The sequence below is a fragment of the Conexibacter sp. W3-3-2 genome (assembly GCF_009707605.1).
In the GTDB taxonomy this organism is placed as follows: domain Bacteria; phylum Actinomycetota; class Thermoleophilia; order Solirubrobacterales; family Solirubrobacteraceae; genus Paraconexibacter; species Paraconexibacter algicola.
The window spans coordinates 2,798,646-2,813,159 of the sequence record NZ_WLYW01000001.1 but is presented as its reverse complement, the minus strand read 5'-3'; the positions used below and the strand labels follow the sequence as shown (position 1 = coordinate 2,813,159).

The following is a 14,514-nucleotide window of genomic DNA, read 5'->3' as shown; positions in this document are numbered from 1 at the left end:
CAGGCACATGCCGCAGCCCAAGCAGTCCGAGGGAACGACGCGCCGCACCTCCGGGGCGTCGACGGACGGCACGGGAACCGACGACGCAGCCCCCGCGGTGGTCCGCCGGCCGGTCGCGCAGGCGGCCCCCGGCGACGACGAGGCGGCGGCGCTGCGCGACGAGGCGCTGCGCTCGAACATCTCGCAGCTGCGCGACCTGCTCGCCGGTGGCGTGGTCCTGACCGCCCAGCGCGTGCAGGAGGCGATGGACGACGCGGTGTCGCGCGGACGGCTCACCCGCGACGACGCCGAGCAGCTCGTGCAGGGCCTCGTCTCGACCGGCCGCCAGCAGGCGTACGACCTGATCGCCGAGGTCGAGGGTCTGCTCGACAAGGGGCGCACCGACCTCGACGACGCCGCCCGCAAGGTGCGCGACACCGCGGTCAAGAGCTCCGACCGGGCGCTGCGCGGCGCCGACCGCGTGCGCCGCGCGGCGAAGCTCCCGGCGCCCGGCGGCGCGTTCCCGATCGAGGGCTACGACGACCTCACGGCCGCGCAGATCGTCTCGCGCCTGGGGGAGCTCGACGCCTCCGACCTGCGCAAGGTCCGCGAGTACGAGACCCGCAACGCGAACCGCAAGTCGGTCCTCGGCGCGGTCGACAAGAAGCTCGCCTGACGGTCAGAGCAGCTGCTCGGCGCGGACGTAGTCCGCGGCGGTGAGCAGCGGGTCGGCGTCCACGAGCCACGGCGCGCCCGGCCAGTCCAGGCCGGTCGCCGTCGCCATCCGCTGCGCGTAGCGCTCGCGCAGCTCCTTCACCGGGCCGCGGTCGAGCAGGTCGAGCTCGTGCAGCAGCCGTGCGGCCTGACGGCGGCGGCGCAGGACGCGGCGCAGCCGCAGGTGCTCGCGCAGCCGCTCGTCGCCGAAGTCCGGCAGCCGGGCCTCGAACGCGAACGCGGCCGCCTCGCCGAGGTGGGCGGGGAGCAGGTGGCGCTCCTCGAAGCGCCACGACGGGTCACGGGAGGCGAGCAGCAGCGCGTGGCCCGCCTCGTGGAACAGCGACTCCGCCGCGCCGACCCCCGCGCCCGGGCGCACGACGAGATGGACGTCGCCCGGCACGGTCACGGCGGCGCAGAACGCGCGCGGCGACTTGCCCGGTCGCGGCTCCGCGTCGATCGCGAAGCCCGGCGCGTCCGGGTCCGCGCCCGCCTGCCGCAGCGCGTCGTGCAGCAGCGCCAGCTGCCCGTCCGCCGGGAAGTGGTGGTCCGCCCACGCGGCGCGGTGCCAGGCGGGGCCGTCGGCGCGCGTCAGCGCCCCGTCGAGGGCGGGGGCGGACTCCTCGCGCAGCAGCGTCTCGGCGTGACGGCCGAGCGCCCCGAGGTCGACCTTCGTCATCGCCGTCCACAGCGCGCGCGCCGACGGCCAGCCGAGCGCCCGGATCTCCCGCCGCACCGCGTCCAGCGCCGCCGCGGCCGGGGCGGACAGCTGCTCGGCGACGATCGTCATCCGCGCCTCCTCCAGCTCGTGGCGGCGCAGCGGGGACGGCTCGACCGCGAGCTCCTCGGTCAGCGCGGCGAGGCCGCTGGCGCCCTCGAGCCGGGCGCGCTGCGCGTCGTGCGGGGCGGCGACCGCGCGCAGGCGACTGCGGACCGCGAAGCCCCACAGCAGCCGCGCGCCGGCGTTCCCGTTCTGCGCGAGGTCCGCGAGGTGGTCGATCGCCTCGTCGGCCATCACGTCCGCGAACGCGGCGTGGATCGCCGTCGGCTCCCAGGTCGGGTCGACGCCCGCGTAGTGGCGGTGGTGCGCGCCGCCCAGGGCGGTCGCGTACTCCTGGGCGCGGGCCCGGTAGGCGCTCATCTCCATCGGGCTGCCATCCTGACAGCCATGGACGCCCCCGCCGCATCCCGCCCCCAGACCGGGGAGGAGCTCGAGCTCACGATCGACCGGCTCGCCCACGGCGGCAACGGCGTCGCGCGCCACGGTGGCGGCTACGTCGTGTTCGTCCAGGGCGCGATCCCGGGCGACCGGGTCCGCGCCGTCGTCACGAAGCGCAACCGCAAGTACGCGGAGGCGCGCACGCTCGAGATCCTCGAGCCAGGACCCGACCGCATCGAGCCGGTCGCGCACCACCCGGGCGCCGCCTGGCAGGTCATGCCCTACGCGGTCCAGCTCGCGCACAAGCAGGAGCACGTCGAGGACGCCCTGCGGCGCATCGGCAAGCTCGACGGCTTCGAGATGGAGGAGATCGTCCCCGCGGTCGAGCAGTGGGGCTACCGCAACAAGCTCGAGTACTCGTTCGGCGTCGACGCGACCGCCCCGGGCGGGCTCGTCTGCGGGTTCCACGCCCCCGGCTCGTGGGAGACGATCGTCGACGGCGAGTCGAAGCTCGGCTCGGCGCGCGCGAACGCCGCGCGCGAGCAGGTGCTCGCCTGGGCGCGGGCGGAGGGCCTGACCGCCTACGACCGCCGCTCGACGCTCGGGTTCCTGCGCAACCTCGTGATCCGCGAGGGCCGTCGCACCGGGCAGCTGCAGGTCCGCCTCGTCACCTCCCCCGGGGAGCTCGACAGCGCGTCGCTGGAGGCGGCGGTGCCGTGCGACTCGCTCGTCTGGACGCAGGTCGACGGGACGGGCGAGACGACGCAGGGCGGCTTCTCCGAGCTCGTGGCGGGCCGCCCCGCGATCGAGGAGGAGCTCAGCGGGCTGACGTTCTCGATCAGCGCCGAGGCGTTCTTCCAGACGAACACCGAGATGGCCGAGAAGCTCTACGCGGTCGCCGCCGAGTACGCGGGCCTGAAGGGCTGGGAGCGCGTCTACGACCTGTTCTGCGGCATCGGGACGATCGGGCTGGTGCTCTCGCAGCGCGCGGGCGAGGTCTGGGGCCTGGAGATCATCGAGCAGGCGATCGAGGACGCGATCGCCAACGCGCGCGCCAACGAGGTCTCCAACGCGCAGTTCTTCGCCGGGGACGTGCGGCTCGCGCTCCGCGAGCTGGCGGAGAAGGCGAAGAAGCCGGACCTCGTCGTGGTCGACCCGCCGCGCGCCGGCCTGTCGCAGAAGGTCGTGCGGCGGATCGTCGAGACCGCGCCGAAGCGGATCGTCTACGTCAGCTGCAACCCGACGACGCTCGCCCCCAACGCGGCCCAGCTCGTCGAGGCCGGCTACGTGCTGCGCCGGGTGCGGCCGGTCGACATGTTCCCGCAGACGCCGCACATCGAGTGCGTCGCGCTGCTGGAGGCCGGGCCGGGCGGCGTGCAGAACCCCGCGCGGGACTGACGCGGGCCGGCGCTCAGCGCGCGGGGCGCGCGAGCAGGTGGACCGGGCCCGCGTCGCGCAGCGGCTGCGGGCCCTCGAGGTTCTCGGCGCGGTAGCCGGCGTCGTCGAGGACGTCCAGCACCTCGTGGTTGGTGCCGTGCAGCTCGATCACGAGCGCGGGGCGGTGCTCGGCGAGCGTCCGCGCCATCCCCTGGAGCGCCGCGACCTCCGACCCCTCGACGTCGAGCTTCACCACCGCGGGGACGGGCCGGCCGGCGGCGACCTCCGCGTCGACGGTCGTGACCTCGACCTCGACGACCGCGGTCGTGCCGGGGTGGTGGCCACGGTCCTCGAGGTGCGACCAGCTGTGCTCGCCGACCTGCAGCAGCCGGGCCCGCCCGGGCGTCGCCGCGACCGCGGCCTCCCGCACCGTGACGGCGAGGCCGTTCAGCGCGACGTTCGCGCGCAGCCCGGCGACCGCGGGCGGGGACGGCTCGAACGCCACGACGTGCCCGTCGGGACCGGTGAGCCGGGCGGCCAGCAGCGTGAAGAAGCCGACGTTCGCCCCGATGTCGTAGACGACGTCCCCGGGCGCGACGGTGCGCCGCAGCGCCTCCTGCACCTCGGGCTCGAGCGTCCCGCGCACCGCCCCGTGCGCCTGCACGTGGGTGAGCGGGAATGCCCGCGGGTCGAGCAGCACGCCGCGGGCCGCGCCGGCCGCGACCTCGACCGGTCCACGGTCGACGAGCCGCTGCACGAGCGCCAGGGGCACGCCCGTCGCGCCGTCGGCCTCCAGCCGCGCGCGCAGCGCCGGCGGGAACCGGGTGTAGAGGCGGTAGGCGCGGGAGCGCGCGATGCGGGCGGGGTGGGCCGGCACCGGCCGGATGCTCGCAGGTCCCGTCCCGCGACCCGCCACGACGCGGCGTACCGGGTGATCGCGCACCCATATCCGGCATCGAGATCACCCAGTACGCCCTGCGGCGGGGCGGGGCGCGCGGGGGGCGGGGGGCGGTGGGGCGCGGCACGGCGCGGCGCGGCGGGCGCCGCGCCCGGTGGCGGCGCGTCAGCGCAGGCGGTAGACGCGGGTGCGCACGACGGTCTTGCCGGCGAGGTCGCGCACCGACAGCCGCAGGCTCGCGCTGACGCGCTTGCGGCGGCGCAGCGCGGCGGCGATCGCGTCGGTGCCGGCCTCGCTGGGCGCCACCGCCACGCGGACGGGCGCCGGACCGTTGATGACCTCGCGCGCCGGCTCCAGGCGCACCGCGCGGCGCCGCCCGCTGATCCGCACCGTGCCCGTCACCGTCGCGGTGCAGGGCCGGTCGCAGGTGACCTGCGGCACCGCCGCGAAGTCCTCGCGGAAGCGCAGCACGGTCGGGCCGCCGAGCTTCACCAGGAACCGCTCCTGCGGGTCGTTCGTGACGTCCCCGCACGGCGTCGCGCCCGCGGGCCCGAACTTCTGGATGCGCCGGTTGCCCGCGTCGGCGACGTAGATCGCGCCGCGGCAGTCCGTCGTCACGGCCGTCGGCTCGGTCAGCTGGCCGGGCTGCGAGCCCGGGCCGGCGCCGAGCTGGCCGAGGTAGCCGCCGGTCTCCGTGAACGCCTGCACGCGCGAGAGCCGCCGGTCGCTGACGTAGAGGACCGGTCCGGCGAACGCGAGGTCGCTGACGTCCTGGAAGAACGGGCCGGGGTCGTCGGCCCGCTGCCCGAACAGGCCCGCGAACTCCCCGGTCGGCCGGAACAGCTTCACCTGCGGGGAGTCGCCGACGTACAGCAGCCCGTTGGGCCCGAAGGTCAGGCCATCGGTGGAGCCGAGCGTGGGCTCGTCGACGGCGGACAGGCTCGTGCCCGCACCGATCGTCCCGGCGAAGGCGCCGGGATTGGTGAAGACCACGACGCGCTGGTTGCTGCTGTCGCCGACGAGCACGTTGCCCGCCCCGTCGACGGCGAGGCCGGCGGCGCTGCGGAACTGGCCGGGACCGTCGCCGCGGGAGCCGAACGCCCGCCGGTACTCGCCCAGGGGGCTCCAGACGCTCACGCGGGCGCGGTCGGGGCCGGCCTCGCCGACGTACACGGTGCCGTCGGGCCCGATCGCCAGCGACTCGCCGCTGTCGATCGCGCCGGGCAGCTCCTCGGTGCGCCGCTGGTCGTCCGGGTCGTTCGGTCGACCGAAGGTCCGGATCAGCCGTCCGTCGGCGGTGAACTTCTGCACGCGACCGCTCGAGCCGAGCGTCTCGTCGAGCACGTAGACGTAGCCGCGCGCGTCGGCGACGACGTCCTTGATGTCCCGGAACTGGGTCGGGGCGTCCCCGAGCGTCCCCCAGCTGCGCAGCAGCTGCTGGGCGCTCGCGGGCGCGGCGGCCACCGCCGGGAGGGCGGCGGCGAGCCCGGCGGCGACGGCGAGCCGGACGGCGCGTCGCGGGCTCATCGGCGCTTCGCCCAGCTCGGGCCGGTCAGGGCCATGTTCCGCTTCACCAGCGACGGCGAGCCGCCCCGCGTCGGCACGGTCAGCAGGTCCGTGCCGCGGTTGAACGCGACGGTCCGCCCGTCGGGGCTGAAGATCGGCGTGTCGTCGCGCCGGGAGGTCGTCAGGTAGCGGATGAAGCGGCCGGTCGCCGGGCTGTAGAGCGCGATCCGACCCTTGCGGATCGCGTTGCTCGAGTCCGCGGGGACGGGCTCGCTGACCACCGCCAGGTAGCGGCCGTCCGGCGAGACGGACGGGGTGGACAGGAACCGCGCCGGGTCGACGGCGACCGGTCGCAGGCAGTCGCCCTCGTCCTTGCCGGCGGTGCGGTCCTTCAGCTCGCAGATGAAGTCGGCCTCGCCCTCGTCGGGGTCCTCGGGGGCGAGGAACGTGCGGCCCCGGTACCAGGCGAACTCGCCGAGGAGGGTCTCGACGGTCGTCGAGTCCGCCTCCCCGGGGCCGCGGCGCTGCAGCGACGGGGCGAGCGGGTACTGGCACTGGAGGCCGAGGTCGATGTTCGGCACGCACAGCGGCGTGACGATGTACTGGATCCACGCGAAGTTGCGGCCGTCGGGGCTGACCGCGGGGAAGATGCCCTCGCCGATCTTCCTGCGCCCGCGCCCGTCGCGCGAGGCGCGGAAGACGTCGTCGCCGTAGCTGAAGGCGAGCGTCCGGCCGCTCGGGGAGGCGGAGACGCCCTGGTACTCGTCCTTGCCGCGGGCCCGGTAGAGCGTCGTCAGGCGCCGGGTGCGCGGGTCGACGCGGCAGAGGTTCCTGCCGCAGATGCCGTAGATGACGGTGCCGGACGCGCGACCGCGCTTCGTGCGGTCCGAGCCGCGGACCGGCGGGGCGTCCGCGTCGGGGCTGGGCGGCGTGACGACCGGGGTCGGGGACGGCTGGGGAGTCGGGGTGGGCTGCGGGGTCGGGGACTGCGGCAGGGAGATCGCCACGCTGTCGTAGACGGTGCCCGAGCCGCCGGGCTCCTGCAGCGAGACGCGCACGCACGTGTAGGGGCGGCCGGCGAGCGACGGGCTGGTGACCGAGGCCGACACGGTCGCCCCGTCGTAGGCGGCGTTCGCGGGCTGCGGCGCGGTCGGGGTGCCGGCGTTCTCGTTCCAGACGAAGCCGTCACCGGACACGGTCCCGCCGCCCAGACGCGTGGTCGGCGTGCCGCCCTCCGCGAAGCCGCAGCCGCCGCTGACCTCCGAGCCGACGAACCCGAAGACGAACGAGCGGGTGCTCGCGTCGGCGGGCGCGGCGAGGGTGAGCCGCAGCGCGAACGTCCCGGCGTCGCTGTCGTAGTCGGCCTGCGCGCCGAGGATGTCGCGGGCAGGGGCCGGGTCGGCGCTGTCGCCCGCCGGGTCTGGGGCGGACCCGGAGCGGACCTCCGCGGCGGCCGGGGGCGCCGCGGCGCCGAGAGCGGCGGTGGTCAGGAGGGCCAGCCATCGCGCACGGGGAGCCATGCCGCGCCCCTACCCCGTCGGCGCCGTCCCGAACCACGATCCGCGACCGGTGTCGAAGCTCGGCGCGTCCGCCATGATTGGGGGGTGAGTCTCCCGCCCGAACGCGCCTCCCGGACCGCGCTGCTGTTCACGCTCGGCGGGATGGCAGCGCTCGTGGCGCTCGTCCTGCTCGTCCCCGATCTGCGCGAGCTGGCCCAGGCCGCCTTCCGTGGCGACACGGGCCTCGTGCGCGAGCGGCTGGACGAGCTCGGCGTCGCGGGCGTGCTGCTGCTCTACGCGTTCATGCTCGTCCACATCGTCGTGCCGTACCCGTCGGAGATCCCCAGCGCCGCCTCGGGCTACGTGTACGGGTTCTGGGCGGCCGTGCCGATCGCGATGGCCGGCTGGACGCTGTCGGCGATCGGCACCTACTACGTCGGACGCTACGCGGGCCGGCCGGCGATCCACCGCCTCGTCGGCGAGGAGCGGGCCCGCAAGGCGGAGGCGGTCGTCGACCGCGGCGGCGCGGGAGCGCTGCTCGCCGCTCGGCTGATCCCGCTCGTCCCGTTCAGCCTCATCGGCTACGTCGCCGGCGCGACGAGGGTGTCGCTGTGGCGGTTCGTCTGGACGACCGTCATCGGGTTCCTGCCGCTGACCATCGCCTGCGTCTACCTCGGCTCGCGGCTCGAGTCGCTGCACCCGTCCGACCCGCGGCTGTGGGCCGCGCTCACGCCGCTGCTGCTCGCGGTCGCCGCCGGCATCTGGGCCCACCGTCGGCGTACGCCCGTCGTCGACGCCGAGACCTGACTCAGGCCGGCGGCGCGCAACGGGCCCGCAGCGCGGTCAGCCGGGCCGCCGGGCTGCGGGGCGGGTCGAGGCGGCGCGAGGCCCGGTCGAAGCGGGTCTCGGCCCGGTCGAGCGCGCGGCGGCTCTTCGCGCGCGACAGCTCCCGCGCGTAGGTCCGCAGCACGCCGAGGAAGGCGATGTCGTTGGCGGGCACGCGCAGCACGTTGCGGCAGGCGCGATCCTCCACCTCCCGGGTCGCCGTGCGTCCGAGCGCGCGGGCGCGCGCGATCTCGGTCGTCAGCCGGATGATGCCGCGGCGCAGTGCGCCGACGCAGGCGCTGCCGGAGCACTCGAACGCCGACGCGCTGGCCACCTCGGCCAGGCAGTGGCGGCGGTAGTCGCGCAGCAGCGCGTCGTCGGTCGACAGGTCGCGGCAGAGGCGCAGATAGCGCCGCTCCTGCGCGCGCGTGGCCTTCGGGCTGAACGCCGGGACCGCGGCGGCCATGACGGGCTCGAGCGCCGCGTACCGGGACGCCTCCAGCGGCGCCGGCTCCGGGGCGGGCGTCGGCTCCGGCGTGGGCGTCGGCGTCGGCTCCGGGGTCGGGGTCGGCGTGGGCGCCGGGCACGGCCGCTGCAGGAACCCGCCGCACGGGCTCTGGGCCTGCGCCGCGCCCGGAAGGGCCGCGCAGGCCAGTACGACGATCCCTGCCGCCAGCCTCATCCTCATGGGGCGGGACCTTCTCACGGGGCCGCCGTACGACGCAAGTCGCACGCGGCGCTCAGGCGCCGAGCTCCTCGCGCAGCGCGCGCAGCTCGCCGCGGACGGCCGCGAGGTCGTCCTGCAGGCGCGCGACCTGCGCCTCGAGGGCCGCGACCCGCGCGTCGTCGGCGGGCGCGGGCGCGGCCGTGGGGACCGGGGTGGGGGCGGGCGTCGGCGCGTCGGACGCGGCCGCCGCACCCGGGGTCGTCACGGGCGCGGGCGCGCCCGCCACGGACGTCGTGTCCGCCCCGGCCTCCTCCTCGCCCCCGAGCAGCTGCACGTAGCGCTCCTCCTTCTGCCCCGGGCGCCGCTCGAGCTTCGCGACGTGCCCCCGGCCGATCAGCTTCTGCAGCGTGAACAGCAGCTCGTCGAGGTCCGCGAAGCGGTGCAGCCGCTCGCTGCGCGCCTTCAGCTCGCCCGGAGTCTGCGGGCCGCGCAGCAGCAGCACGCCGAGCAGCGCGAGCTCGTCCTGCCCGATGCCGAGCGCCTCGTCGAGCAGGTGCCGGTACTTCGCGGTCCGCGACGAGGAGCTGCTCGCCAGCCGCGACCAGCGGCGCCGCCCGAGCCGCTGGGCCGCCTCCCGCACCGTGTGCTCGTCGTAGTCGACCACCGGGTCGCGGTTCGTCGACTGGTTGCACGCCAGGCGCAGCGCGTTGAGGCTCAGCGGGTACTGGTCCGGCGTCGTGCGCTGCTTCTCGATCAGGCAGCCCAGGACGCGGAGCTCGACGGCATCGGGATCCACGGCGCGTAGGGTAGTCGGCCATGAGAGCAGCGACGATCCGTGACGGTGCCGTGTCGGTGCAGGAGCACCCCGACCCGACCCCCGGCGCCGGGGAGGTCCTCGTCCGGGTCCGGGCCGCGGGCCTCAACGGCGCCGACCTCCTGCAGCGCAAGGGCTTCTACCCGGCCCCGCCCGGCTCCCCGGCCGACATCCCCGGCCTCGAGCTCGCCGGCGAGGTCGCACAGCTCGGCCCAGGCGCCACTCGTTTCGCCGAGGGCGACCGCGTCATGGCGATCGTGGGCGGCGGCGGTCAGGGCGAGCTGTGCGTCGTGCACGAGCGGCAGCTGATGGCCGTCCCCGAGGGCCTGGACTGGCCCGGGGCGGGCGGCGTGCCCGAGGTGTTCACGACCGCGCACGACGCGATCTTCACGCAGAGCGGCCTCGTCGCGGGCGAGCGGCTGCTCGTCCACGGCGCCGCGGGCGGCGTCGGGACCGCCGCCGTCCAGCTCGGCGCCGCCGCCGGCGCGCACGTCACCGCGACGGTCCGCAACCCCGAGCTGCGCGACCGGGTCGCCGAGCTCGGCGCCGACGTCGTCCTGGACCCCGAGGGGTTCGCCGACCACGGCCCGTTCGACGTCGTCCTGGAGCTCGTCGGCGGCCCCAACATGCCTGGCAACGTGCAGGCGCTGAACACCGGCGGGCGGATCGTCGTGATCGGCGTGGGCGGCGGCGGGAAGGCGGAGCTGAACCTGCTGGCGCTGATGGCCAAGCGGGGCGCGATCCGCGCCTCGACGCTGCGCGCCCGGCCGCTGGAGGAGAAGGCGCTGACCGCGCGGGCGATGGAGCGCAGCGTGCTGCCGCTGCTCGCCCGCGGCGCCCTCACCGTCCCGGTGGCCGAGACGTTCCCGCTGGAGCGGGTCCACGACGCCTACGAGCGGTTCGCGGCGGGCGGCAAGCTCGGGAAGATCGTCCTCGAGCTGTAGCGAGGGACCCGTCTCCGGGGCGTCCGACGCTCGGGTTTTCCGCCTCGTACCGCCGCGTCGACCGTTCGCCCCGGCGGTCCGGTGGGTATCTCGCGGGCGTGCTGGAACTGCGCGAGCTGCGGAAGGCGTTCGGCGACCGCGTCGCCCTCGACGGCCTCTCCCTGACCCTCGAGGCCGGGCAGCTGCTCGGCTTCGTCGGCGCCAACGGGGCCGGAAAGACCACGACGATGCGGATCGCGCTCGGCGTCCTCGAGCCCGACGCCGGAGACGTCCTCTGGGACGGGCGGCCCGCGACGCCCGCTGACCGCGCGAGCTTCGGCTACCTGCCGGAGGAGCGCGGGCTCTACCCGCGGATGCGTGCCCGCGCGCAGCTCGTCCACTTCGCGCGCCTGCACGGCCGGGACGCCGCGACCGCCGCGGACGCGGCCGACGCCGTGCTCGACCGCGTCGGGCTCGCCGACCGCGCGGACGACCGCGTCGAGGACCTGTCCCTGGGCAACCAGCAGCGCGTCCAGCTCGCCGCCGCGCTCGTGCACGACCCCGCGTGCCTGATCCTCGACGAGCCGTTCAGCGGCCTCGACCCCGTCGGCGTCGACCTCATGTCCGAGGTCCTGCGCGAGCGCGCCGAAGCCGGCGTCCCCGTCCTCTTCTCCAGCCACCAGCTCGAGCTCGTCGAGAAGCTCTGCGACGCGGTCGCGATCGTCTCGGGCGGCCAGGTCGTCACCGTGGGCGAGGTCGCCGGCCTCCCCGCCCGCTACCGGGAGCTCGTCCGTGCCTGAGCGCGGCGGAGCCACCTGGCTGGTCGCGCGGCGCGAGATCGTCGAACGCGGCCGCGAGCGGTCGTTCCTCGTCTCGACGGTGCTGTCCGTCGTGATCCTCATCGCGGTCGTCGTCGTCCCGAGCGCGCTCGGCCTCGACGGGCCGTCCAAGCAGACGCTCGCCGTCACGCCCGACGTGCCCGCCGCGCTCGTCACGCAGCTGCAGGCGCGCGCCGACGCCTACGACGTCGAGCTCACCGTCGACCGCGTCGCGGACGTGGCCGCCGCGCGCGCCGCCGTGTCCGACGGGGACGCCGACGCCGCCCTCACCGACCGCGGCGCCACCCTGTCGGCCGAGCAGGATCCCGACGACGACCTGGCGCTGCTCGTGCAGACCACCGCCCGCGACCTCGGGACCGCCAGCGCGCTGCGCGAGCGCGGCGCCGACGCCGCCGAGGTCCGTCGGATCCTCGACCCGAGCCCGGTGCGGACCGCGCAGCTCGATCCGGGCGGGGACGACGCGGCCGCCGCCGGTGTCGCGTTCGTCGTCGTGCTGCTCCTGTACTTCCAGCTGATCGGCTACGGCAACTGGGTCGCGTCCGGGGTCGTCGAGGAGAAGTCCTCCCGGGTCGTCGAGCTGCTGCTCTCGACCGTGCGGCCGTGGCAGCTGCTCGCCGGGAAGATCCTCGGGATCGGGGCGCTCGGGCTCGTCCAGCTGCTCGGAATGGCGGGCCTGGGGGTGGGGGTCGCCGCCGTGACCGGGGCGGTCGAGCTCCCCGATGCCACCCTGCCGGCGATCCTCGCGGTCCTGCCGTGGTTCCTGCTCGGGTACGCGTTCTACGCCACCGTGTTCGCGCTGCTCGCGGCCACGGTCGCCCGACAGGAGGACCTGCAGTCCGCGACCGGCCCGATGAACCTCGTGCTGATGGCCGCGTTCTTCGCGTCGTTCGCGGCGCAGAGCGACCCCGAGGGCGGCGTCGCGCGGATCGCGAGCCTGCTGCCGCCCAGCGCCCCGCTCGTCATGCCCTCGCGGATCGTGCAGGACGCCGCGGCCACCTGGGAGATCGCGCTGTCGGTCGGCCTCATGCTCGCCGCGATCGCCGTCGTCGTCCCGCTGGCGGGCCGCATCTACGCCGGCGGCGCGCTGCGCACCGGCAAGCGCGCCTCGCTGCGCGAGACCTGGCGCGCCGCCCGCGCCTGAGCGCCCAGGTCTGCGGGCGGCTGCGGAGCGCGCATCCGGGGTTTCCCCGGATGGAGCCGCCTGCCGGACGCGGGAGGATGCAGCTCCCCCCGATCACCGCCGAGGAGCTGGTCGAGTCAGCGCGACGGTTCCGCTCCTCATCGGCGGCGCGGATCTCGGGCGGGGGACGGTGCCACGCAGCGGAGCCGTCCCCCGCCTGGGCTCCGCACCGCCGCTCTCTCGGTTCGCGGTGTGTGCGCCCAGGCTCAGGCGCCGGCCGGCTCGCGCACGAGCCGGTCGGCGTTGGGCACCAGCAGGGCGGCGGCCACGAACGCGATCGGCGCCGTGCCGAACCCGTCGACGAGGTCCCCCACGAGGCCCGCCAGGGCGGGGGCGAGGGCGAGCGCCACGAGCGTCGGCCCGCGCCGCAGGCGCCCGTCGCGGCGCGCCCAGGTCGCGAAGACCGCGAGGAAGAACACCGACGAGGCGAGAACGCGGTCGACGGTGTCGGTCGCATCGGTCCGCACGTCGCCCCCGACCAGCTCCAGCGCAGCGACGAGCAGCGGGATCGCGAGCACGAACGCGGGCTCGTGGAAGACGCGCGCGAACAGCATCCCCGCGCACGCGAACGCGACCGCGGCGGGCACGAGCACCATGGTGGCCGTCGCGTCCTGCCCGGAGGCGAGCCCGGCGCCCGCGAGCAGGCCCGTCGCGACGAGCACGAGCACGACGCTCCAGCGGACATCCCCCAGCGGGGTCGCCGCGACGACCCCCGCGCCGGTCGCCAGCGCGACGAGCAGCGCGCCCGCGTCGACCATCGACTCAGTACGGCGGGAGGTCGGCGTACCAGTCGCCGAGGACCCGGAACGCCGACCAGAACGCGCGCTTGGCGCCCTCCTCGTCGAGCGCGTGGTCGATGTCGGGCGTGTAGAGCGCGTCGATCGACGGCGTCAGCTCCTGCACCCGGCCCGGCTCGGCGACCACCGGCCGCGCGAGCGGCACGTCGAGGTCGTTCAGCACGGCGAGCGCCTCCTCGCCCATCACGACCACGATCTTCGGCTGCACGATCGCGAGCTCCTGCACCACGCGGGCCATGCACCCCGGGTCGGCCAGGGCGGTGTCGCTGACCGGGCACTTGACGCACAGCGTCCCGTACACGACGAGTGGATCGATGCGCAGCCGCTCCAGCGACTTCATCAGCGCCGTGCCGACACGGCCGTAGAACGCCACGCCCTCCTCGATCTCCGCCGCGGTCGGCGCGAGCTTCAGCAGGAACACGTCGGCCTGCGGGTGCCCGGAGCCGAGGACCGGCATCAGGCTCCCGCGCGGGCAGTCGGAGCAGTCCTGGATCTCGCGCGTGAGCGTGTTCAGCTCACGGATCGCGCGCTCCAGGTACTTCTCCCGGATCTCGTCGTCGGTCGCAGGCATCGGCGACGTCTTGTTCGACGGCGGCGGGGCTGCGTCCTCGCCCTGCATCACGACTTGCGCGGCGCTCGACCGGCCATCGGCCGATGGTAGCGCCGCGCGGAGGCGGGCCCGCCGGGGTCAGCCGACGATGCGCCCGATCGGGGCGCGGTGCACGGTGCGCACGCGGTAGTCGGCGTCGCTGTACTTCGAGGAGCCGGACTCGTAGACGACGCGCAGCTCCCCGCGGGCGATGACCATGCCCTCGGACATGTTCGGGGCGAGGATCGACCGCAGCGGCCGGCCGAACGTCGACCCGAGCGCGTGGACGTCGATGCGGCTGTCGTTGTCGCGCCCGTAGGAGCGGCTCCAGACGACCTTGCCGCCGGTGATGACCATGCCCTGGACCTGCGGGGGTTGATCATGTTGCGGCCCGTGCGGACCGGGACGCCGCCCTTCGCGAAGCGGTACTCCCAGGTGGTGCCGTTGGCGTTCTCGCGGAACTGCCCGAGCCACATCCGGTCGCCGGCGATGGTCATGAACGACGAGGCCGAGACGGGCCAGTCCTCGTCGAGCTTCACGGTCGACATCTCGGGCTTCGCGAGCTCGCTCTTGCGGACGCGGTAGACGATGCCGTCCTGGGTGACCCACAGGAACCGCTTGGTGAACCCGATGCCGCCCGCGTGACCCTTGCGGGGGAGCACGAGGATCTTGCGCTTGGCGCCGGTGTTCCGGTCGATGATCGCGATGCGGCTCTTCTGCTTCTCGTTCCCGTCGTAGTACGAGATCA

15 protein-coding genes and 1 pseudogene are annotated in these 14,514 nt (G+C 75.5%); 7 read left to right on the top strand and 9 right to left on the bottom strand.

Features of this window, described 5'->3' with window-relative positions:
• Nucleotides 1-7 precede the first annotated feature (7 nt).
• Nucleotides 8-655 carry a hypothetical protein gene (locus GKE82_RS13575; RefSeq protein ID WP_154733662.1) on the top strand — a complete coding sequence of 216 codons (648 nt, stop codon included), beginning with the start codon at nt 8-10 and terminating at the stop codon, nt 653-655.
• Between the two features lie 3 nt (nt 656-658).
• On the opposite strand, the gene GKE82_RS13570 is transcribed toward GKE82_RS13575, so the two are convergent.
• Nucleotides 659-1,840 carry a hypothetical protein gene (locus tag GKE82_RS13570; protein ID WP_154733661.1) on the bottom strand — a complete coding sequence of 394 codons (1,182 nt, stop codon included), beginning with the start codon at nt 1,838-1,840 and terminating at the stop codon, nt 659-661.
• A gap of 21 nt (nt 1,841-1,861) precedes the next feature.
• Here GKE82_RS13570 and rlmD point away from each other — a divergent pair, with 21 nt between their 5' ends.
• Entirely contained in the window at nt 1,862-3,250 is a 1,389-nt protein-coding gene (gene rlmD / locus GKE82_RS13565; RefSeq protein WP_154733660.1) for a 23S rRNA (uracil(1939)-C(5))-methyltransferase RlmD, read from the top strand.
• A 13-nt stretch (nt 3,251-3,263) separates the two neighbouring features.
• Here rlmD and GKE82_RS13560 read toward each other — a convergent pair whose 3' ends face one another.
• The 3 genes from GKE82_RS13560 to GKE82_RS13550 form a co-directional block, all read right to left on the bottom strand.
• Nucleotides 3,264-4,106 carry an FkbM family methyltransferase gene (locus GKE82_RS13560; RefSeq protein WP_154733659.1) on the bottom strand — a complete coding sequence of 281 codons (843 nt, stop codon included), beginning with the start codon at nt 4,104-4,106 and terminating at the stop codon, nt 3,264-3,266.
• 186 nt (nt 4,107-4,292) lie between these two features.
• A complete protein-coding gene (locus GKE82_RS13555) occupies nt 4,293-5,654 on the bottom strand; it encodes a hypothetical protein (protein WP_154733658.1) in 1,362 nt (453 codons plus the stop codon).
• Nucleotides 5,651-7,153: a PD40 domain-containing protein gene (locus GKE82_RS13550; RefSeq protein ID WP_154733657.1), complete on the bottom strand. Its 1,503-nt coding sequence runs from the start codon at nt 7,151-7,153 to the stop codon at nt 5,651-5,653. Before GKE82_RS13550 ends, GKE82_RS13555 begins: the two co-directional genes overlap by 4 nt.
• 84 nt (nt 7,154-7,237) lie before the next feature.
• Between GKE82_RS13550 and GKE82_RS13545 the strand changes: the two genes are divergently transcribed.
• Nucleotides 7,238-7,939, top strand: a complete 702-nt coding sequence (locus GKE82_RS13545) for a TVP38/TMEM64 family protein (RefSeq protein ID WP_107567411.1) — start codon at nt 7,238-7,240, stop codon at nt 7,937-7,939.
• A 1-nt stretch (nt 7,940) separates the two neighbouring features.
• Here the strand turns inward: GKE82_RS13545 and GKE82_RS27125 are convergent, their stop codons facing one another.
• Together GKE82_RS27125 and GKE82_RS13535 are read right to left on the bottom strand one after the other, a co-directional pair.
• Complete coding sequence (locus GKE82_RS27125; RefSeq protein WP_196189226.1) at nt 7,941-8,645, bottom strand: hypothetical protein; 705 nt, start codon at nt 8,643-8,645, stop codon at nt 7,941-7,943.
• Nucleotides 8,646-8,697: 52 nt separating this feature from the next.
• Nucleotides 8,698-9,420 (bottom strand): DUF480 domain-containing protein, encoded by a 723-nt coding sequence (locus GKE82_RS13535; protein WP_154733656.1) that lies wholly within the window; start codon nt 9,418-9,420, stop codon nt 8,698-8,700.
• Between the two features lie 20 nt (nt 9,421-9,440).
• Here GKE82_RS13535 and GKE82_RS13530 point away from each other — a divergent pair, with 20 nt between their 5' ends.
• The 3 genes and pseudogenes from GKE82_RS13530 (at nt 9,441) to GKE82_RS13520 (ending at nt 12,341) form a co-directional block, all read left to right on the top strand.
• Nucleotides 9,441-10,382 (top strand): zinc-binding dehydrogenase, encoded by a 942-nt coding sequence (locus tag GKE82_RS13530; RefSeq protein WP_107567408.1) that lies wholly within the window; start codon nt 9,441-9,443, stop codon nt 10,380-10,382.
• 98 nt (nt 10,383-10,480) lie between these two features.
• A pseudogene (locus GKE82_RS13525) lies at nt 10,481-11,137 on the top strand (ABC transporter ATP-binding protein); the annotation flags it as partial.
• 16 nt (nt 11,138-11,153) lie between these two features.
• On the top strand, nt 11,154-12,341 hold the full coding sequence (locus tag GKE82_RS13520) for an ABC transporter permease (protein ID WP_154733655.1): 1,188 nt from the start codon (nt 11,154-11,156) through the stop codon (nt 12,339-12,341).
• 245 nt (nt 12,342-12,586) lie between these two features.
• On the opposite strand, the gene GKE82_RS13515 is transcribed toward GKE82_RS13520, so the two are convergent.
• From GKE82_RS13515 to GKE82_RS13505, 3 genes are all read right to left on the bottom strand, one after another.
• Nucleotides 12,587-13,138, bottom strand: coding sequence for a hypothetical protein (locus GKE82_RS13515; protein ID WP_154733654.1), 552 nt, complete (start codon nt 13,136-13,138; stop codon nt 12,587-12,589).
• Between the two features lie 4 nt (nt 13,139-13,142).
• Nucleotides 13,143-13,748, bottom strand: coding sequence for a uracil-DNA glycosylase family protein (locus GKE82_RS13510; protein ID WP_154733653.1), 606 nt, complete (start codon nt 13,746-13,748; stop codon nt 13,143-13,145).
• Between the two features lie 117 nt (nt 13,749-13,865).
• Entirely contained in the window at nt 13,866-14,123 is a 258-nt protein-coding gene (locus GKE82_RS13505) for a hypothetical protein (protein ID WP_154733652.1), read from the bottom strand.
• A gap of 36 nt (nt 14,124-14,159) precedes the next feature.
• On the opposite strand from GKE82_RS13505, the gene GKE82_RS13500 reads away from it, so the two are divergent.
• Complete coding sequence (locus GKE82_RS13500; RefSeq protein WP_154733651.1) at nt 14,160-14,351, top strand: hypothetical protein; 192 nt, start codon at nt 14,160-14,162, stop codon at nt 14,349-14,351.
• Nucleotides 14,352-14,514: the final 163 nt, after the last annotated feature.